General features: G+C 56.8%; 20 protein-coding genes. 8 read left to right on the top strand and 12 right to left on the bottom strand.

Annotated features, from left to right (window positions below):
- Nucleotide 1 precedes the first annotated feature (1 nt).
- On the top strand, nt 2-271 hold the full coding sequence (locus tag JC200_RS08035) for a YciI family protein (RefSeq protein WP_274435750.1): 270 nt from the start codon (nt 2-4) through the stop codon (nt 269-271).
- A 194-nt stretch (nt 272-465) separates the two neighbouring features.
- Here JC200_RS08035 and JC200_RS08030 read toward each other — a convergent pair whose 3' ends face one another.
- Both JC200_RS08030 and JC200_RS08025 read right to left on the bottom strand, forming a co-directional pair.
- Nucleotides 466-672: a hypothetical protein gene (locus JC200_RS08030; RefSeq protein WP_274435749.1), complete on the bottom strand. Its 207-nt coding sequence runs from the start codon at nt 670-672 to the stop codon at nt 466-468.
- 26 nt (nt 673-698) lie between these two features.
- Nucleotides 699-1,325: a hypothetical protein gene (locus JC200_RS08025; protein ID WP_274435748.1), complete on the bottom strand. Its 627-nt coding sequence runs from the start codon at nt 1,323-1,325 to the stop codon at nt 699-701.
- Nucleotides 1,326-1,579: 254 nt separating this feature from the next.
- Here JC200_RS08025 and JC200_RS08020 point away from each other — a divergent pair, with 254 nt between their 5' ends.
- The 5 genes from JC200_RS08020 to JC200_RS08000 all read left to right on the top strand — a co-directional run bounded on the left by JC200_RS08020 (nt 1,580) and on the right by JC200_RS08000 (nt 7,253).
- The gene (locus tag JC200_RS08020) at nt 1,580-2,992 is read left to right on the top strand and encodes an APC family permease (protein WP_274435747.1); all 1,413 of its coding nucleotides are present in this window, start codon (nt 1,580-1,582) and stop codon (nt 2,990-2,992) included.
- Between the two features lie 46 nt (nt 2,993-3,038).
- A complete protein-coding gene (locus tag JC200_RS08015) occupies nt 3,039-4,391 on the top strand; it encodes a glutamine synthetase family protein (protein WP_274435746.1) in 1,353 nt (450 codons plus the stop codon).
- 52 nt (nt 4,392-4,443) lie between these two features.
- Complete coding sequence (locus JC200_RS08010) at nt 4,444-5,571, top strand: amidohydrolase family protein (protein WP_274435745.1); 1,128 nt, start codon at nt 4,444-4,446, stop codon at nt 5,569-5,571.
- A complete protein-coding gene (locus tag JC200_RS08005) occupies nt 5,568-6,299 on the top strand; it encodes an SDR family NAD(P)-dependent oxidoreductase (protein ID WP_274435744.1) in 732 nt (243 codons plus the stop codon). Before JC200_RS08010 ends, JC200_RS08005 begins: the two co-directional genes overlap by 4 nt.
- Nucleotides 6,300-6,440: 141 nt before the next feature.
- Nucleotides 6,441-7,253 carry a gamma-glutamyl-gamma-aminobutyrate hydrolase family protein gene (locus JC200_RS08000; protein WP_274435743.1) on the top strand — a complete coding sequence of 271 codons (813 nt, stop codon included), beginning with the start codon at nt 6,441-6,443 and terminating at the stop codon, nt 7,251-7,253.
- An 18-nt stretch (nt 7,254-7,271) separates the two neighbouring features.
- On the opposite strand, the gene JC200_RS07995 is transcribed toward JC200_RS08000, so the two are convergent.
- Nucleotides 7,272-7,523 carry a hypothetical protein gene (locus JC200_RS07995; RefSeq protein ID WP_274435742.1) on the bottom strand — a complete coding sequence of 84 codons (252 nt, stop codon included), beginning with the start codon at nt 7,521-7,523 and terminating at the stop codon, nt 7,272-7,274.
- Nucleotides 7,524-7,599: 76 nt separating this feature from the next.
- A complete protein-coding gene (locus JC200_RS07990) occupies nt 7,600-7,755 on the bottom strand; it encodes a hypothetical protein (protein WP_274435741.1) in 156 nt (51 codons plus the stop codon).
- 108 nt (nt 7,756-7,863) lie between these two features.
- Between JC200_RS07990 and JC200_RS07985 the strand changes: the two genes are divergently transcribed.
- Nucleotides 7,864-8,577 (top strand): biosynthetic peptidoglycan transglycosylase, encoded by a 714-nt coding sequence (locus JC200_RS07985; protein WP_274435740.1) that lies wholly within the window; start codon nt 7,864-7,866, stop codon nt 8,575-8,577.
- Between the two features lie 74 nt (nt 8,578-8,651).
- On the opposite strand, the gene JC200_RS07980 is transcribed toward JC200_RS07985, so the two are convergent.
- Nucleotides 8,652-10,109 (bottom strand): MFS transporter, encoded by a 1,458-nt coding sequence (locus JC200_RS07980; protein ID WP_274435739.1) that lies wholly within the window; start codon nt 10,107-10,109, stop codon nt 8,652-8,654.
- A gap of 220 nt (nt 10,110-10,329) precedes the next feature.
- Between JC200_RS07980 and JC200_RS07975 the strand changes: the two genes are divergently transcribed.
- Nucleotides 10,330-12,327 carry a glycosyl hydrolase family 18 protein gene (locus JC200_RS07975; protein ID WP_274435738.1) on the top strand — a complete coding sequence of 666 codons (1,998 nt, stop codon included), beginning with the start codon at nt 10,330-10,332 and terminating at the stop codon, nt 12,325-12,327.
- A gap of 140 nt (nt 12,328-12,467) precedes the next feature.
- On the opposite strand, the gene JC200_RS07970 is transcribed toward JC200_RS07975, so the two are convergent.
- The 7 genes from JC200_RS07970 to JC200_RS07940 form a co-directional block, all read right to left on the bottom strand.
- Nucleotides 12,468-12,635, bottom strand: a complete 168-nt coding sequence (locus JC200_RS07970) for a hypothetical protein (RefSeq protein ID WP_274435737.1) — start codon at nt 12,633-12,635, stop codon at nt 12,468-12,470.
- Between the two features lie 45 nt (nt 12,636-12,680).
- Nucleotides 12,681-13,202: a hypothetical protein gene (locus JC200_RS07965; protein ID WP_274435736.1), complete on the bottom strand. Its 522-nt coding sequence runs from the start codon at nt 13,200-13,202 to the stop codon at nt 12,681-12,683.
- A 24-nt stretch (nt 13,203-13,226) separates the two neighbouring features.
- Complete coding sequence (locus JC200_RS07960) at nt 13,227-14,057, bottom strand: hypothetical protein (RefSeq protein WP_274435735.1); 831 nt, start codon at nt 14,055-14,057, stop codon at nt 13,227-13,229.
- Nucleotides 14,058-14,271: 214 nt separating this feature from the next.
- Nucleotides 14,272-14,805 carry a hypothetical protein gene (locus JC200_RS07955; protein ID WP_274435734.1) on the bottom strand — a complete coding sequence of 178 codons (534 nt, stop codon included), beginning with the start codon at nt 14,803-14,805 and terminating at the stop codon, nt 14,272-14,274.
- Nucleotides 14,806-14,808: 3 nt separating this feature from the next.
- The gene (locus JC200_RS07950) at nt 14,809-15,309 is read right to left on the bottom strand and encodes a hypothetical protein (RefSeq protein ID WP_274435733.1); all 501 of its coding nucleotides are present in this window, start codon (nt 15,307-15,309) and stop codon (nt 14,809-14,811) included.
- 16 nt (nt 15,310-15,325) lie between these two features.
- Nucleotides 15,326-17,902 (bottom strand): AMP-binding protein, encoded by a 2,577-nt coding sequence (locus JC200_RS07945; protein WP_274435732.1) that lies wholly within the window; start codon nt 17,900-17,902, stop codon nt 15,326-15,328.
- 202 nt (nt 17,903-18,104) lie between these two features.
- On the bottom strand, nt 18,105-18,755 hold the full coding sequence (locus JC200_RS07940; protein ID WP_274435731.1) for a Maf family protein: 651 nt from the start codon (nt 18,753-18,755) through the stop codon (nt 18,105-18,107).
- Between the last annotated feature and the right edge of the window lie 1,138 nt (nt 18,756-19,893).

Raw genomic sequence — 19,893 nt, 5'->3', positions numbered from 1 at the left:
GATGAAATACGTGGCGTTGCTGACAATTGTCGATCCGGAGTTGAATCAGCAGGTTCGCCCCGCCCACCTAGCGTACATCAGTGATTTGTACCGTCAAGGCAAGGTCGTGATGGCCGGGCCGTTTGTCGACGGCAAAGGCGGAATGGTCATGTACGAGTGTGACAGCGAGGAAGAGGCCAGTCAGTTGGCTCAAGCCGATCCGGTCGTTGCAGCGGGTGCCCGCACCCTAGAACTGCACGCTTGGCACCAACTCGAGTTGCCTGTGGAGTAGAGCGGTCGCGCCGGTGGGCCGTCCTGGCCGATGTGTGCAGTAGCACGGCCGCACGCTGTGCTGGGCTACAACCTTGGGGGCTTACCGATTCGGTTCGATCTCGATTGCGGTCTCGAGGCTTGGCTCGTCAGCACGCTGCGCGGCAGGATTGCTCGAGGTTGGTCTTGGACCTGTCTTCGAGTAGCCCATCGGCGTTACGGGTGCACATCTCCCTTCGTCTGGCAAAATCGCGGGCATCCTCGTCCTGGGTTAGCGCCAAACTGGCGCCAACCCACCGCCAACCCACCGCCTCCTCGCTCGCCGCCCACCGCCACCGCCAACCCACCGCATCCTCGCTCGCCGCCCACCGCCATCGTCCCCGCGCCGCGCCATCGCTCACATCCCGGCACAATCCGCTCCACGGCTCACGTCCCGCGAACTCTCCAGCCTATTCCTCGTTTAGCGCTTGGCACACGCGGGCGACGGCGTCCTGGTACTGCGCGCGATCCCATGAGTTGTAGGAGGGGTGGGGAACGCCGTCTATCACGGTCCACGCAGGACTCTGCACGCCGGCGAGGCGGAAGAACTTCTGCGCGAAACGTCCGCAGGGTACAAGTGTCAGTGGGCGGTCCGCCAGGACCTGTAGTTTACGGCGGAGGCTCAGAACCAGCACCGTCTGTACCGCTTCCACGTGCTGGTCCCGGTACGTATCAGTCTGGTTGGAGGAGCGCAGGGTCGCCATCGCCTGCATCCACATCCCATGCGTCTGCACGATCTGCCGATTGTCGTACGCAGCAGCCTGCATGGGGATATTGCAGACGTTCATCAGGCCGATTCGGTCCAGCCGCGGCCGATGCACGGCGTCGTCGACGTTCTTCCTGACCAGGCGGCCAAGTGGATAGCGTTCATAGGCTTCGCCAAACAGGTGCTTGGTCATGGTGGCGCCTGATGGACCGGACACCGGTGCGCCGTACTTCAACTCCTGCACATGCGGGGACTCTAGTACAAACACCAAGCGCGTCTCTGCCAACATGATGTCGGGGACGTGGTAGGTCTGCGCCAACGCTCGTGCCACGCGGGCAAATTCTTCGGGCAGGCTGTCGTTCAATGTCTGTTCCCCTCCTCAACCTTTCAAATATCCGGACTGTCCACACACCGCATGTGACCATCAGCACGGTGGTTGTGACCGACAAAAAACTTCGACGCAACCACTTGGAAGACCTCGTGGTCCTGTCCCGCTTAACTGGAAAGTGCATCTAGTGACAAAACAGAATAAAAATTATAAATTGTGAATTATCATAACTAAAATTAGATAAAGGAGGCTGGGAGATGGCGCAGAACAATCAGAACAAACTGAAGCGAAACTATCTGTCGATGGTGGAAGTTCTGGCACTATCCGTATCCATTGTCGCGCCGACGATGGCGATGGCTTTTAACACCGCGCCTGCGGCAGGGGCGGCAGGGGCAAGTGTACCGCTCTCATTCTTGGTCGGAACCATTGCGATGCTGCTCGTTGGCGTGTCGTTCTTTGAGTTTTCAAAGCGCATTCCGCACTCAGGTTCAGTCTACGCCTATAACGCACAAGGGTTGGGCCCAAAGACAGGTTTCGTATCCGGGTGGGCCCTGACGGCAACGTACTTTGCCTATGCGGCCGGATGTGCGGCTCTATTTGGCAACTTTGCGAATGTGTTTCTCTTGCATTTCGGTCTCCATGTACCAGAGTGGCTGCTTGTGTTCGTCGGTATGGCAGTGGTTTGGTTTTTCTCCTATCGCGATGTGCGGCTGTCCACGCGTGCGGCACTCCTGCTTGAGGGGATTTCAATTCTTGTAGTCCTCGTCCTCTGCTTTGTGATTGTCGGCAAAGGGGGCAATGCAGGGAACACGGCCGTGCCGTTTTCGATGGGTTCTGTGGGTCTGTCCGGTGTGGGGGCTGGCATGATTTTTGCGGTCCTTTCCTTTGCTGGATTTGAAGGGGCCGCCACACTCGCGGAGGAGGCCAAGAACCCCCACAGGGCGGTACCTCTTGCGATTTATGGCACGGTGATTGCCGCAGGCATCTTCTACGTGTTTGTCAGTTACTCAGAAGTGATTGGATTCGGAGCTGGACACGTTGCCAAACTTGCAGGTTCCAGCGCACCTCTTGATACGCTTGCTTCGTCCTACATTGGCAGTGCAATGGGGACATTCGTCGATTTCGCGGCGATGATCAGTGCATTTGCCTGTTCCCTAGGGTCTGCCAATGCCGCATCTCGGATGCTGTTCGCGCTCGGCCGCGACGGGGCGCTTCCGCGGTTCCTCAGCCGGGTCCACGACCGTCATGGAACACCGCATGTTGCTGTCAACACAATCAGCATCTTGGGGGTCGTCTTGTACCTGATAATCGGGCTCCCAGCGGGAGCTTCCAACTTCTATGCGTACTTTGGCACCATCGGGACATTTACGCTGTTGGTTGCTTACCTCTTGATTAACGTCGCTGCAATTCGGTACTTCGGCAAACGCAAAAGTGCAGGGTATTACTCTGTTGTTCGCCACCTGATTGTCCCAGTTGTCGGATTCATTGTTTTACTGTGGCCAATTTACGGCAATATCTACCCTGTCCCTTCGTTCCCTTATAATCTGTTCCCATACATCGCCCTAGCGTGGATTGTCATCGGAATCATCATCATTAACGCACAGTCCTCCCGCGACCCAGGTCTCGCAAGCCGCATCGTTCGAGACCTTGACGTTGAAGTCGGGGGTTAGTGCGACAAGGCCATTCCGTGAACGCAGCAAAGAGGAGGTAGACAGATTGGATATCGAAGACGTCGTGCGCCAAGCAGAGGAAGCCGGAGTTGAACTAATAGAATTCCTCTTTGTCGATCACGCTGGTACCATTCGCGGCAAATTGACACACGTTGACCATTTGCGCAGTCGGATGACGGGCGGCATCGGTTTGACGCCCGCGATGATGGCGATGAACATGCTCGATCAGCTACAGCCGATACCCGAGATGGGGCCAGTTGGGGAAGTTCGTCTGATACCTGATCCCGATTCATTCCGGGTTCTGCCATACTCACCGGGGGTCGGCTCGATGATGTGTGATTTAATCAGTCTTAGCCACGAACCGTGGGAAGCCTGCCCGCGCAGCTTCCTCAAGTCTGTGGTTCGACAAGCAGAGCAGATGGGCATCGGCGTAATGTCTACGTATGAAGATGAATTTACTCTAGCTAAACTGGACGAGAATGGGCAGTACGTACCAATTGACGAGGCGCTGTGTTTTAGTTCTATCGCGATGGATGTCGGAAACCCTGTCATCCTCGACATCATGCGTGCGCTCAAGGCGCAGGGAATCCAGCCCGAGCAATACTATCCGGAACTCGGGCACGGTCAGCATGAATTGTCCATCAGTCCCACCGATTTGCTGACCGCAGCTGACAATCAGGTACGCTACCGTGAAACCGTCCGTGCGGTGGCAAAACAACACGGCATGATAGCGTCTTTCGCGCCCAAACCGTTTGCCAACGAGGCTGGAAACGGTGCGCATATTCACTTTAGCCTGTGGGACAAGGAAGGAAAGCAGAACCTCTTTTGGGACCCCGCAGACCGGTACAAGCTGAGCAAGACTGGTTATCAGTTTGCAGCCGGTATTCTGCGCCACCTACCAGGTCTCGTCGCACTGACCTGCGCAAGTGTGAATTCCTACCGTCGGTTGAATCCTCGTTCATGGAGTTCTGCCTACACGGCTTTTGGGCCCGACAATCGCGAGGCAGCCGTGCGTATCGCGTCGACGTTTTGGGGAAATGAGGAGAAGTCGATGAACATGGAGTTGAAGTCAAGCGATTCATCGGCCAATCCCTATTTGGCGCTCGGGGCAGTCGTTGCCGCCGGTCTCGAGGGCATCCGCAACGATTGGCATCCCGGGGGCACGCTGGAAGTTGACCCGGCTTCATTGACGGAACAGGAACGCGCGGCGATGGGGGTCGTGCGCTTGCCATCGACCTTGGCGGAAGCGGTAGACAACCTGGAAGCCGACCATTTCTTTGACCAACTGCTCGGAGACCTGAGAATCCGTTCCTACAAAGCGGTGAAGCGTTCTGAGCATGCGGCGTTTGCCGAAGCGGATACGGAATTTGAACTAAAACACCATTTCTACAAGTTTTAGCGGATTTGACCTCGGCCTTGGTTTTGGCTTTGCACTGGAAAGGGAGAGTTTGGTGGACACAGATTTTTTACAGATCCCGCTCATTGACCATCACTGTCACGCCATCGTCGGCCCCAACCGTCAAGCAGACACCGAGGCATTGCTTCGTGTTACGTCCGAGGCTCCTCATGGCTATCCGGTTGAGGACTTGTTGGAGCGGGCGATTTGGCCCGCCGTACTCACTTATGTCTCGCGGTATTCGGGACACGTTGTCGCTTCCTATGAGGAACTCGGCCCCGTTTTGCAGGACGTGGACTACGCGACCTATTGCAAAGCGCTTTTTCACGATGCCCGGTTTGAACAACTGTTCATTGACACAGGGTTTGCGCCTGCCGGCGCACCTTCACTTGGCGAGATAGGCAGACTGACCGGCGCGAAGACGCGTCCCATTCTGCGCTTGGAGTCGGTCGCTGAGGCGGTGTTCAAAGAGAGTTCGTCGTTTTCTCAGTGGTGGGAGAGCGTGCAGTTCAAAGTGGGACAGGCGCGGGCGAACGGGTATGTAGGTGCGAAGTCCATCGCAGCGTACCGCTCAGGACTCGCTCTGCACGGCGTCTCCTACGCCGATGCAGAGCGCGCCTTTGCGGTCTGGAAGTCGTCCGATTCAGCGCGACTGGAGGATGAGAGACTGCTGTGCTTTCTCGTCTGGGAGTGCGCGCCGATACTGGCGAAGCAGTCCCTGCCGCTGCAGTTTCATACAGGCTACGGTGATCCAGATACGGACCTTCGCCTTGGCAATCCGTTGCACCTTCGCGACTTTGTGGAGACGTTTACGCCACAGGGATTGGCGGTCGTTTTGCTTCACACATATCCCTACCATCGCGAAGCTGGCTACATGGCGAGTGTGTACGACGGGGTGTACTTTGACACGTCACTTATCGTGCCGCTTGGGCTCACTTCGGCTCGACGTGTCGTTTCGGAGGCCTTGGAGCTTGCCCCTTATTCGCGGTTTCTGTTCGCGTCGGATGCGCACACCAGGCCCGAACTGTTTGCGATTGCTGCCGATTTGTTCAAAGACGCGCTTGAGCATCATTTGCAGGACCCTATGTTGAGCCGGTTTTCTGGTGCGGGGACGCGAGAGAGATGGGCACAACTCGTGTGCCATGACAATGCCCGAAAGCTGTACTTGGAGACAAGCCCATGACAGAGCTACCGGAATCGAGACCTGTCGCTGTGGTTACGGGCGGGAATACGGGTATCGGCAAAGCTGTCTCGCAGGCTCTGGCGGACGCAGGGTACTTGGTCGCCATTTGCTTTGGGACCGATGAAGCCGGTGCACAGGCGCTGGCAAGCGAGCTTCGCGGGTGCGCAATCCCTGTGGATGTCACTAGCGAGCAGTCTGTCCAAAACGCTGCGCTGCGGGTGTTGCGTGAATTCGGCACGCCACAAGTGTTGGTGAACAACGCAGGCATTCAGGAACGAGTTCCGTTTGTCGAACTGACGGTGGAACAGTTCGACCGTATGATGGCTGTTAACACGCGAGGCGCATTTCTCATGACGAAAGCCCTCGTCCCCGCCATGATGGAGGCGCAACGCGGAAAAATCATCAACATATCGTCACAGACCGCGCTTGTCGGTAGAAGCGAGATGGTGCATTACACCGCGTCAAAGGGGGCATTGATTGCGATGACGAAATCACTCGCGAGAGAGCTGGCGCCATACGGGATTTTGGTAAACTGCGTTGCCCCAGGGCCAGTCACCTCAGGGCCAGCGCTTGCTTCTGCAGCGGAGCGAAGCGCCTATGCGAGTTCCCTTCCGCTACAGAGGTTTGCAACGCCGGAAGAGGTCGCAGACACCGTTCGGTTCCTCGCTGTCGGTGGAGAGTACTATACCGGGCAGGTTCTCAGTCCAAATGGTGGCGAAGTGATGTGAACGAATGCGTGGCGGACGTGCCAGGCAATGCAACGCCAAGAAACGCCGCAGTGCCAGGGTGCGCATGAGGGCCAGGCAACGCAGCGCCAGGGTGCGCAACGCCCACAGAAAGACAGGCGGCCACAAGATGGAGGTTACCCGATGACTTCGACACGACCGATGATTGGCGTCACTGGCTACTACGTTTCAGCCGATGAGGGATACGGCGGCAAACTGCGTGGAAATATTGGGCAGGCGTTTAGTCTCATCGGGGAAGACTACTTGCGAAGTGTGGAGAGAGCAGGAGGGATTCCTATCGGGATCCCGTTGATGGACGATGACTCTCTCTTCCCGCTGCTTTCCCGACTAGATGGAATTGTCGTGACAGGTGGCGAAGATGTCGACCCGAAGCAGTATGGCGAAACAGTTGACCACCGGGTTGGGCGCCTCTCCCTCGAACGGGACGAGTTTGAGTTGCGTCTGATAGCAGCGGCGCTGGCGGCGAGGAAACCAATTTTGGCCATCTGTCGAGGCATGCAGATGCTCAATGTATACTTTGGAGGGAGCCTGCACAAAGACGTATCGGACTTGGGTGCGACGACGTTGACGCACAACTTTGAAAAAATTCCGCGGTGGTACACGGCTCATACAGTCCGGCTCACTCAGTCACTTCTGCAAAGTCTTTACGGGGACAACGAAATAGAGGTCAACAGCTATCATCATCAATCCGTAAAGGATGTGGGAAGGGGTCTGGTGGTCGCTGCCCAAGCGCCGGATGGCGTAATTGAAGCCCTTGTCCACGCTGAGTTTGACAATCTCCTGGCCGTACAGTGGCATCCCGAGATGATGGCCGTAAGGAACGATGCAGGCCTTGTCCCATTTCGCTGGTTGATTGGGGCCGCGCAGACGGAAACGGAGTCGCAAACTGACTCTACGCATGCGGCCCCGATGGGCTTTGGCAGTCCCCTCCGCTGACTACGCAGCCTACTCTCGCTATATTCGCACTGTGCGGATTTCCGGCAACACGAATGGACGACCGCTGTCCGCGCGCTCGTCGAGAAACTGTTTGATGAAGCGCCGTGCGTCCGTGAACGCGTGATCCTTGTTGCCGCGCAGGATTTGGCACGGTGGAATCTCGGCGCAGGTCGCTAAGTACATGCCATCGGGCATCTCGTAGAGGGTGATATGTAACTCAAGGGGGTCACGCCCGGTCGGGGCGGTGTACGGCAGTGGATTGTGATTCATGTCAAGTACCTCCTCATCAGAGCGTCTCCACATTTGCGGGAGATGAACGGCAGTTTGCGTCTACCCATCCATGATACTATAAAGCTTGGAACGGTTCCTTGTTCCTGAACTCCTCTCCGTCTCGCACACCTGTACGCCCTTCGGCTGCCACGCCGACTGCCACGCCGGCTGCGCTTCGACTGCGCTTCGACTGCCATGTGGACGGCCAAAGCACCGGCGCAAGATGGGCCATTAGCCCAAATCCAACCGGTTGCTGAACTTTTTCAACCCTGCGGTCGCCTTTTAGGCGGCCGTTTTTGTTGGTGTATGAAGCCAACCACGAGAGATGAGGTGCCTTAAGGTGCGGTTACTCAAGTGGCTGATTCGGACGGTGGTCTTCATAGCGTTGGCGGTAGCTGTCATTTTTGGACTGCTGTTCCTCTACTTTCGCATTTTCAACAATGTCGGTCAGCGCGTACAACGGGCCGTCATGCACAATGTCGCACTGAGACATGAACACTACATGACCTACAGTCACATTCCGGCTGTCTTTCGCAATGCCATGATTGCGACGGAAGACCGGCGGTTTTTTACCGATCCCGGCATTGACCCGATTGGTATCATGCGCTCCTTTATCGTTGATGTAGAAAAAGATGGCTATGTGGAAGGCGGGTCCACCATCACGCAGCAGTTGGTCGACAACTCGATCATCGTGCACCGGAAGACGATTCCCTATAAAATCACGCAGGCGTTTTACGCGATTGGCATTTACGACACGCAGAGCAAGCCGGAGACATTTGCCCTATATGCAAACGCGATTTACTTCGGAGCGGGTGCGTACGGCCTCTACGATGCCGCCGAAACGTACTTCGGAAAAACCCCTTCACAGTTAAATGCCGGAGAGTTGACCATGCTGGCCGGACTTCCGAATTTACCTTCGCTGTTTGATCCGTTCATTCATCTGAAGCTCGCCCGCCAGCGCCAAGCCATCGTTCTCCAGAACATGGTTGATGATGGGCTGATCACGAGCAAACAGTCCTTGGCAATCTACCACGAACCGATTCGACTAAAGTGAAGAAAGCCTTTCAACGCGGCGGTTTTTGAACGAACAGACGTGGATGAGTACGCCTAGTCTATGCCGCGCCTCCGCTAGATGTCGTTGCTGTGGAGATTCGACTCCAGTGCAGCAGAGGTGAATGCCCGCGTCTCCACTGCTACATCGACATCCGGGCCGAGATTCGGCTTGACCTCCGAGTTGCCCCCGGAGTTGCCCTCCGAATCGACGGGCTCATCGTGTTGCGCGACCACGGAATCTTTCGGCGGATGCTGAACCAAAGGGCTCAGCCAGGCGGACGAAATGCCGAGAAACGCCAGTCCACCGGCGCCGCTGATCAGCAGCGAGACCGGTATCACAGCTGCCACAGTTCCAAACAGCAGCTGAGATATTGGGGTGGCGGCGTCGAATACAGCGCCGAGGAGCGCGTAGATGCGACCGAGGGCCTCATGCGGAACAGCTAGCTGGATGGATGTAAAGAAGATGGTGCTCGACACAATCATGCAGAACCCTGCGATAAACATCAGGAGTGCAATCAAGACAGGCGAGCGCATAAATCCCACGGTCGTTAAACAAGCGGCGGAGATGGACATGGCGATAATCGGCAGGCGTTCTTTGGACAAGGTGCGGGAGAAAAACGGGATCGTAAAACTTCCGGAAAGTTCGCCTATCGCAAGCGCCGTGTTGAAAAAGCCAACGATAAATGCGCCGCGGTTGGAAGTGTAGTGTAAGGTATTGGCTACGAAGTTCACGATCAGAAACTCGATTGCTACGACGGGAAAGTTGTACATCAAGACAAACGGAGTCAGAGTCCGCGCGTAGGGCGATGCCAGGTACAGGGACGCGCCCTCTTTGACGTCCTGAACCAGCGCCTTCGGCGCGAGAGAACTCTTGCGTCGCTCCGGTTCCTGTACCCTCATCAATGTCAGAGTCAGGGCAGAGAAGAAAAACGTTGCTGCGTTGATACCGAACACGACAGCTGACCCAAGCAATCCGATGAGTAGACCACTTGCAGCCGGTCCTGCAATCTCCATGGTCTTTTGACCGACGTTGAGGATGGAACGTGCGCGCAGCAACAGTTCGTCAGAAGCGACTTCTTTGGTCAAGACGACTGACGCAGGGTTGAAGACGGTTCCTAAACTGGACAGCACAAAATTGAACGCGATTAGTTCCCAGGGCCCGGTTTGGTGGAACAGCGTCAAGAAAGTGAGCAGAACCAGCAGTCCGCCCCGGGAAATGTCGGTGACGAGCATGAGCACCCGTTTTGGCCAGCGGTCGGTCAGAACGCCAGCGATTGGCGCAAACAGTACCCGAGGCAAAAAGGCTGCCATCATCACGAGACCCAAGAACAGTGCGGAGTGTGCGCGATGGAGGGTTTCCATCTGCACCATCCACAAAAGTGCCAAAATATACATATTGTTGCCGAAGGTTGCGAGCGTCTGGCCAGACAACAGCAAGACGAAGTTGCGGTCTCGAAGCAAGAGAGGGTATTTCACGGGATGGATGCACGCTCCCATGTCGAAGCTGGGATGAAGTTTCGATGATTTTGACAACACTACGCCTTCGACAGGATTGTTTCGACAGACCGCAATAATTTTCCTGCTAATTTTCCTGTGAATTACAACTTGACCGGGTGGAGACTTCCAGTTCACTCCTCGCATGCCAACATTGTCACATCGAAGCCTAGTTCGTTCACCCGTAGACTAGAGAGAGTTACAGGTGCGAAGACGGGTTGCAGGTTAGAGGTGTGTAGCGTGGGTGGGAGGGGACCGAGTGAAAGGACAACATCGGCGACGGTCGAAGCGCCGTGGGCTGCATCGGAAACGGCGCAGCTCCGTGTGGTCAGGTCGGATGAAACCAGCACGTGTGGTGGCTCTGGCAACAGGAATATCAGCGACGTGGCTGACTGCGACAGTGTTTGGAGCAAATGCTCACGCGGCGTCAGTGAGCGCTGTCGGTATGAAGGCGATTGAAGTAGATGGACAGACAGCGTTTAACGTACCCGGCCTCGCTGCGGGCGGTACGACGTACATGCCCATCTGGTACATTCAAACGGTGCTGCGCCGCCTCGGTATTTCGAACACGTGGAACGGGCGTGAGTGGGATATCGCCAACATTGGAGCACCCCGTTCGGTCTGGTACCGCCCGCCATACCGGAGTTCGACGCGAGCGATTGTATGGAATGGACAGACCGTGTACTTGGCACCGAGTATCGTCTACCAAGGAACCACATACATGCCCATCTGGTACATCCAACAGGTGCTCAAGCGGGCCGGAGACTCCAGTACGTGGTTGAACTCGGTGTGGGACATTTTGCCTGGTCCGGGGCAACACTATCAGTATCAAACAGCGGTTGGACCGGCGGGCATCAAGACGGTGTCGCTCAACGGCAAGTCAGTGTTTGAAGTCACCGGCATCGTTCACAATGGCACCACCTATATGCCATTGTCGACCCTCGAGTCGACGCTCAACGACATGGGGTTACAGAACGCAGTGTCTGGGAGTGCGCAGTGGGACATTGCAAGCAGCGGAAAACCACAGGCGACCGCTGTTACGCCGCCTGCAGGCAACTATGCAGTCGTTGCAAACGGCGGGGCACCCACGATGGTCTCTTCGTTTGAATACGGCGGGCAGGTTTATCTGCCACTGTATACTGTGCAGTTGATGTTGCGCAGTCTGGGGGTTGCGAACACTTGGGACGGCTGGATTTGGCAGATCACGGCGCCTCCCGCGACCAGCACCACAAACACGGCCCCAACTGCGCGGACTCCAGCCCCCGCCAGCAACACGAAGGCAGGACCGACCCTACTCAGCTTTGTGACGGACTTTGGCGGTACTTTGACGTCGCTCGATGATGCAGAGGCACACCACAGTCAAATCACACAGGTTGCGACCTTTGACCACACCGTGCTAGCATCAGGCAGTTTGGCTGGAGACGCGAACGCTGCCATTCTCGCATACGCGGCAAGCGACCACGTGCCAGCATTCGCCACTGTGGTGAGCCAGCCAGAAGCCGGGCAAAAGATGCCGGCGATGGACACAGTGTTGCAGAGTTCCAGCGCGACAGCCGCTTTGCAGCAAAATATCGTACAAATGGTAGAGTCCAACGGGTATACCGGAGTGGCACTCGACGTTGAGCAGTTGTCGGCTTCGGACCGCCAGCTCTACACGGCCTTTGTCACGAATCTCGCAGCACAACTGCATGCAGTAGGGAAGGAACTGTACGTAGCACTTCCGGCGGAGACGAGTGCGACTGCTGAGGGGTGGAACGCAGCGTATGACTACGCCGCAATTGGAGCTGCAGCTGACCGCGTGATTCTCATGGCGTACGACTACTCCTATCCAGGTGGACCTGCCGGGCCAATCGCGCCAGTGCCTTGGGTGGCCAAGGTACTCGCCTACACGACATCCCAAATTCCTGCGGGTAAGGTTCTGCTCGGGATTGATGCCTACGGTTATGAATGGACCGGACGGCAGACACAAGCCTTGTCTCTGCCAGCGGTGGACGCATTGATCACGGCAGACAACATCACGCCGCAGTGGGACGCCACGAACGAAGCACCGTACTTCACGTACACGGATGCCAACCACGTGACGCATACGGTCTATTACGAAGACGGCAAGAGCACCAGCGCGAAGTTGGCGCTGGCCCAACAGGCGGGGGTCGCCGGCATCGCCATTTGGCATATGGGCCTCGAAGATACAAGCCTGTGGGACGCCGTGTCGGCTTACCTGCAGTCGAGCCCCGCAACGTCACAGAGTTCTTCCTGACGAACGTCACATCGGTTTGTCAGGGAGTAGTCGACTGTGCTCCCGCATGAAGCACTTGCCGTCGATGACTTTGAGACCAGGTTGGGATGCGCAAAGACGCAGCGCCGGTCACTCCGGTCACAGCCATCCATGTGCTCATGTCATAGCCACCCGTACGCCCAGACACCGAGGGCAAAGAACAGGGCGCCACCCGGGATCCACAGCGCGTGTACCCCGACGTGCTGGTGCCGCTTATAGTCTTCGTAAGCGGTGCGAGCGGCTCCGTAGATCATCATGACAAGTGAAATGATGAGAATGACCGTAAACATTCGAAGACACCTCCGAGCGTGTTCCTAGTGTGTTCCTGGATGGGGTTACGGTAAGGCTTTGAGCGCTGCGAGCTTGTTGTTTAATTTCGTCATTTCGCTGATTGATGTCGTAGTCATCGAATTGAGCTGCCCGACCTGACTTGCTTCTGTAGCCGCTTGGCCAGACGATTGTTCAGAAGTGGACAACAAGCCGCGGTTGACGTTTGCGATGGCACTCAGTTCAGTGCTTGCCCCACCTGTCGACTGGTTGAGCGCTAGCAGGGTTTGTACAATCCCTGCTTCGCTTTGGTTGATATGAGATAAGTGTTCGTTCATTGCAGCCAAGTTTCCGACCGTCACTTGTTCCTGTTTTTCGATATCTGCTAGAGCAGTGGTTGTCGCAGTCAGCGGCGCGAGCACCTTGTTGGTCTGGTGCGTGACCTGGCCGCTGGTGATGATACTCTGGTCGATGGCAACCATCGTGTGGTTCATTTGCTGCTGGACCTTGGTCTGCTGGCTCAAGCTGTAGAGCGTGGTTCCGAGCCCCGCGATAGCCAACACGCCAAGCAGCACGTTCATTCCTTTCATCGTGATTCCCCCTATGCCGACCTCTTAAAACAGGTTGCCGAGCAAACCGCCTAGTAAGCCGCCACCGCTGTTGCCTCCGGTCGTATTGGATGTGCTGTTGTGGGTGCTGCCTGCGGATGTTCCGTTGTTTGCCGTGTTGTTCGTGTGCGACGCGGTGCTCCCCGAATTCGATCCGGTTTTGCTGCCGTTACCAGATACGCTCCCGAGCAAGTTGCCGACGCCGGATAAAAGACCCAATCCACTGTGCGATCCCGTCAGGCTACCAAGCAGTTTGTCAACTTGGCCAAACACTTTAAACTCCTGCACGGAGTTGCCGAGCTGGGCGAGTAACAGACCCAGTTGGTGGTTCAACTGGTTTGACTCTTGACTGCTCGTAACCAGTGAGCCGAGCAACTGCTGTAATACGCTTGCGTTCTGCTGCACGACGCCTGTGAGTTGGCCACTCTGGGCCGCGACTTGGGCCGTAACGTGTGAGAGCTTGGCTTCTTCGGTGAGCAGCGCCTGCATCAAGGTGACGCCTTGGCGGGTGAGCTGTGTTTGTGTCGTCATTTGCTGTTGCAATTGTGCACCGGTACGCTGTTGTTGCTGCACGATGGCGTCTTGTTGCTGCAACTGGCTAAGCTGAACTTGCACGCCATTCACGTTCGCGCGAAGTTGCTCAGTGTGCTGGAGCATTTGACCGGTTGTACCGTTGAGGCTCCCAACTAGACTGAAGATGTTGTTTTTCGCGAGACCAGCGAGCGTCGATTTTGGCACCATCGAGACGGCCCCGACGCAGAGCGCGACGACTACAACGCCCGCGCCGATTTTGAGACCTTTCAGGCTGTTCGCTCGGGGGTGGACTGCGGGTGTCATCCTCATGACCTCCTTCTTGACGTTGCACGGACGTTGCACGGACGTTGCACGGACGTTGCACGGACGTTGCACGGACGTTGCACGGACGTTGCACGGACGTTGCACGGACGCGATGGACCGACGCGATGGACCGACGTTGCACCGACGTTGCACGGACGTTGCACCGACGTGATCGCCCGACGTACGAGTTACGAGTACTGACAGGCTTCGCCGCCTACGGCAGGATGGCTGTTTTGGCGTTCATCTGTGATAGGTTCTGATTGATCGCTTGCTGGTCTGCGATCATTGCGTTCAACTGGCTGACGACGTTTGTGTTTGTCGATTGCAAGCCAGAGAGAATCTGGCTCAACTGCTGACTGGACTGATGCAGAGTTGCGAGCTCGGTTGTCGATTCAGCGACGGAACCGTGAATCGTTTTGGCTGTGCTGTTGATGTTCGCGACCGTTTGGTCGAGGGCACTGAGACTTTGGTTCATCGCAGCGGTCAAGGCTTCGACTTGGCTGAGCGTCCCCTGCATCTGGCCGCTTGTCGTCGCGAGCGGTTTCAGACCGGCTAGACCGCTGTTCATCTGCCCCGTCAATTGCCCTGCCGCTGCGACGCGCGCTTGTAACATCGTTGTTTTTGCAGCCATGTCCCGCTGCAAGCTCAGTTGCAAAAGCCCATTAACGCCCATTGCGATAAGACACAAGACAGTGATTACTTTCGGTACGGAGAGTGCACGGACGACTTTTTCGGTGGTCTCTTTCACGGCTCACACCCCCGGTGTTTTCTGGTTCATGGTGGTGGTGGCAGATTTCATCTGATCGAGGTTCGCGCGGTCCTGTACGATCACGTGGTCGAGACTTGCGAGTTCATTTCCAAGCGAGGACGTCGCCTTCTGAAGCTGCGCAAGGTCCTGGATGACCGCGCCAATTGCCTTGCCGCTGTTGCTGGCGATGGCTGCCTGTTCGATGTTGAGTCGCAGAGTACCGGCGTTTAAGGACGCGATTAGGTTGATGTTGTTGCGGGTAGCCGCTGTAGTGCTCGAGATTCCCTTCAACTGCCCGTTCATCTGCTCAGTTGTTTTCAACACGCCGGGCAGGGCTGCGTTCTTCTTCGTTACAGCCTGCTCAATCGAGACAAGCTGGGAAGTCGATTGCAGACTGGAGTTCAGCCCTTTGTCGACTCGCGCGAGCTCAAAGGTAGTGGTCATCAGGTCGACGAAAATCGCGAACGCGACCACCATACCGATGTAACTCACTAGTTTGCTCATGTCGTGCGCCTCCTCTCTACGGCATTTCGCGTGCGACTTGGTCGGCTTCCGCCCGCGCCTGCGCCAACTTAACCGCCGACTGTTGGTTGCTCGTCAGCATCTGTGCGGCTGTGTTCGACAGTTGGTTCGCCGTCTGGGCCATGCTCGCCACGGAGCGGTGTTCACTCACTGCCGATTGATCGACCGCGGAGAGAGAGGCGACGAGCGTTTGCGACAAGCCGTTCAGCTGACGGCTGAGTTGAACCTGTTCCGAACTGAGTTGATCGAGTCCGGATAACAGGTTGCCTTGGTTAGAAATCCCGCCTTGCAGGTTTTTTAGGTTCGAGCCGATCTGACCGGTTAGCCCGGCCGTCTGGTTGACCTTTTGCATGGTGTTGACAATCTGCTGGTTGACCTTGCTGATACTGTCGTTCTTCGTGTTGATCGAGGCGATTTCACCGTTCAAGTTTGCGCTCGCGGGGATTTTCAACTTGCCGTGCAAAAGTGCCGCGCCGCTTCCCACAATCGCTGCAATGACGAGGGCGATAATCAGTTTGAACCCAGACCTGCGCGGCTTCGGAGATGCGAGTGAGCTTGCTTCTGCAGTGGGGACGGCGGTTCCGGGCGCTGGTGCGTTTTTTGCCTTTGCCAGGTTGCGCTGGCCTCTGTGCGGGCCTCTGCGCTTGCCATTGAGGTCAGAAGGGGCTGTGTTCTCTTTTCCGTACATTTGAGCCCGGAACTGGCTTGGAGTGATAGCGCCATCTGGGATACTGCGGTTCACGAGGCCACTTTCGGCGGATGTGGCAGCCACAAGCGCGGACGGCATTTCCGACGCACCTTCTTCATTGGCGCCGGTCAGTTCCACAGGGATGAAGTCTTGACCTGTGTACATCGCCTCGATGACATGGCCGTACTTTTGGCGAATGACTTTCATTTTGACTTTGAGCGAAGGGGTGATGTCACCGCCTTCCACAGTCAGTGCGTGCGGTAGGAGAGCCATGCGCTTTGGCTGTTCGAACGGCGCGAATTTGCCGACCGCCTTTGCCACTTCCCGTTGCATCAGAGTGCCGATCTCGGGCTGCGTGATCCAAGTCGCTGTGTTCTCGCTGAGGCCGAGTGACGTTGCCATCGGCTGTAGCGCTTCAAAGTCTGGAACGATGAGCGCGCTGACGTACTTCAAACCGTCGCCGACAAGGATTGCTTCAGAGATGTAAGGGGAAAGGGAGATGGCGTTTTCAATCGGGAAAGGTGCGACGTTCTTGCCTGTCGCGAGCACTAGGATGTTCTTCTTGCGGTCGACAATGCGGATATAGCCGTCTGGCTCAATCTCCGCGATGTCGCCGGTGTGCAGCCAACCGTCCTCGCTGACCGTCTTCTTGGTCTCGTCTGCCTGTTTGTAGTAACCCATCATGACGTTGGGGCCGCGTACGAGCAGCTCTCCGTCTTCCGCCGTGCGGACTTCAACACCGGGGACTGCCCGACCGACGGTACCTGGTCGGCTTTGGCCAAACGGGTTGGCTGCGATGACTGGAGCAGTCTCCGTCATTCCGTAGCCTTCATACACCGGGATGCCCGCTTTCGTGTAGAAGCGGGCGATGTCGCCAGATAAACCAGCACCGCCAGAGACAACAGCGCGCACACGGCCGCCGAGGCCAACGCGCAGTTTTTTGAACACTAACCGATCGACCAGTCGGTAGGCCATGCCGCTGTTCCGCTCGCCTTGGATGCCCTTGTTCAAAATTCCTTTGATGGCCTTTGGCGCATCCTCGATCTGTGCTTGGACTTTGGAGTACACCTTTTCAAGCAGGCGGGGGACAGAGATGAGAATAGTCGGACAAATTTCCGCAAGGTTCTCCTGGATCTTGTCAATGCCCTCCGAGTAACACACCGTTGCCCCTGTCGACAACAGCGCAAACTCTTCAACGGTGCGCTCAAAGATATGAGACAAGGGCAAATACGACAGCGTGAGGTCCGTCGCTTCGACAGGCAGTACTTGAAGTGCTGCCTTGACGTTCGTCACGATATTGCGGTGGCTGAGCATAACGCCCTTTGGCAATCCCGACGTACCTGATGTGTGAACAATCGTTGCTAGCGAATCATCCGGAATGTTGCGGAAGTTTGATAGAGCAGAAGGCTTGCCTGGCGTGCTCAACGCGCGGCCGTTTTGCAGAACGTCGGCGAACGACAGCACTGTGCGGTCGACAGCACTCACGCGCCCGTCGATCACGATGGCGCGCAGTAACTGCTCCGGCCACACTTGCTCGATTTTTTGCAACTGCTCGGCGTTCTCGACAATCGCGATGGTGACGTCAGCGTTTCGGAGAATGAATCCAACTTGATCAGCCGGCACTGTCGGGTAGACTGGTACCGTCACAGCGCCAAGGCCAAGGATGGCGAAGTCCGTGATCACCCATTCCGGGCAATTCTCCGACAGAATTGCCACTTTGTCGCCAGGTTTTACACCTTGTGCTGCTAGTCCGGCTGCGAACTCGCTAATCTGCCGCCACAACTGCTGATACGTCAGCGACTGCCATTCGCCGCCGTATTTGTACTGCATCGCTGCTTTGTCACCGTACTGCCTTACACTTCCCTCGAGTAGTCCTACGAGGTTCACCAGTAGTTCCCCCCTCCGAACGTGTTTCTGATCAAAGGGTTCGGTCGATGAACGCGTTTTCTGTCATGTGAAAACACAGACGGTTCAAAAACTAACACGGTCGCATGGATGCGCTTCCATACGACTCGCGGACAGGGCATTGGTCAGAGGCCGTGGACGCCGTGGCGGGACCGTGGTCTGAGCCTGTGGGCGCCGTGGCGGGTCACAGGATGTGGACACCGTGCTGGGCCAAAAGGTCGCTGAGTAGCGCCAGAGGCAGGCCAACGACTGTAAAATAGTCACCTACAATCTCGGTCACAAGCGTGGCTCCGTATCCTTGGATCGCGTACGCTCCCGCTTTGTCGTGTGGTTCACCGGTCGCAATATAGAGTCGGATCTGCTCTTCATCAAGCGAACGCATCGTCACCGCAGTTCGACTGTGAGCCACAGAAGTCGCACCCGTCGCGAGGTCGACGATGCACAGGCCTGAGTAGACATGGTGTGTGCGTCCTTGCAATTGGGTCAACATCTGCAAGGCGTGATCGTCACTCTTCGGCTTGCCTAGGACGGTCCCGTCAAGTACAACAATTGTGTCACCGCCAATTACGAGCGGCTGGTCTGCCCGCTCACTTCCCCCCTGGGGGCCGGCTGCCGCTTCGCCGTCTGCCATCAGCGCATTGCCAGCCATCAGCGCGTTGCCAGCCAACTCCTCGGCCACAGCTTGCGCCTTGCGTAGCGCGAGCGACTCGACTACCTCTTGTGGAGTTAGGTCCGGCGAAACGCTCTCGTCGACAGCACTTGGCCTCACCTCAAATGACAGTCCAATCCCACGCAGAAGCTCGAGTCGTCTTGGCGATCCCGACGCCAACACCAAACGCCGCGCCACCCGTTGGTCTCGAGGTTCTCGGTCATCGCGTTGCAGACCGTCGCGTTGCAGACCGTCGCGTTGCAGGCCGTCGCGTTGCAGACCGTCGCGTTGCAGGCCTACGTTGCCTAGGCCTCCACGATGCCGGTCTTCGCGATCTAGATCGGATGAATTCAGGGGAACCACCTCCGCATGATGGGTACAAGCTTTTAGAGGGATTATACCCGATCGGCGGCGCTGCAACGGCGTCCACAGGCAGCGGCCTGACTCCGGGACCGCCAAGATGACCGCCAAGGGGTGCATACGGCCAATGCGGCTTGACAGGCGCGGTGACTGTTCACGCATAACGCCAATTTGGCGCAATGAGTGGGGGTGACGGTATCGATAGCGCCAAAATGGCGCAAATAGATTGGATAGCGCCAATTTGGCGCAATGAGTGGAGGGCGATGGTGTGGATAGCGCCAAAATGGCGCAATGAGTGTGGGGCGCCGGTGTGGATAGCGCCAAAATGGCGCAAACGGGTTGGATAGCGCCAATTTGGCGTACTGGGTGGGGTGCGCCGGTGTGGATAGCGCCAAAATGGCGCAAATAGATTGGATAGCGCCAATTTGGCGCAATGAGTGGGGTGCGCCGGTGTGGATAGCGCCAAAATGGCGCAAACGGGTTGGATAGCGCCAAAATGGCGCAATGAGTGGGGTGCGCCCGTGTGGATAGCGCCAAAATGGCGCAATGAGTGGGGTGCGCCCGTGTGGATAGCGCCAAAATGGCGCAAATAGATTGGATAGCGCCAATTTGGCGCAATGAGTGGGGTGCCATGGTGTGGATAGCGCCAAAATGGCGCAAATGGATTGGATAGCGCCAAAATGGCGCAATGAGTGGGGTGCGCCGGTGTGGATAGCGCCAAAATGGCGCAAACGGGTTGGATAGCGCCATTTTGGCGCAATGAGTGTGGGGCGCCGGATTGGATAGCGCCAAAGTGGCACAAAAGGTGCGTTCAACCAACCAGGTCGCTGCGATCAGTCGCGCATCGAGCGTACCGACAGCGACGAGCATACAACTCACCTTGTGGGGGCAGGCCTAATATGACCACTTGTGTTTTAGGCGCCTCACGTGCCACGCCAAGTCGCGCCGCCAAGTTGCAACCCCT

It is taken from the genome of Alicyclobacillus sp. ALC3, from assembly GCF_028751195.1.
In the GTDB taxonomy this organism is placed as follows: Bacteria; Bacillota; Bacilli; order Alicyclobacillales; family Alicyclobacillaceae; genus Alicyclobacillus_L.
The sequence above is the reverse complement of the archived record's forward strand: the minus strand, read 5'-3'. Positions and strand labels throughout refer to the sequence as shown.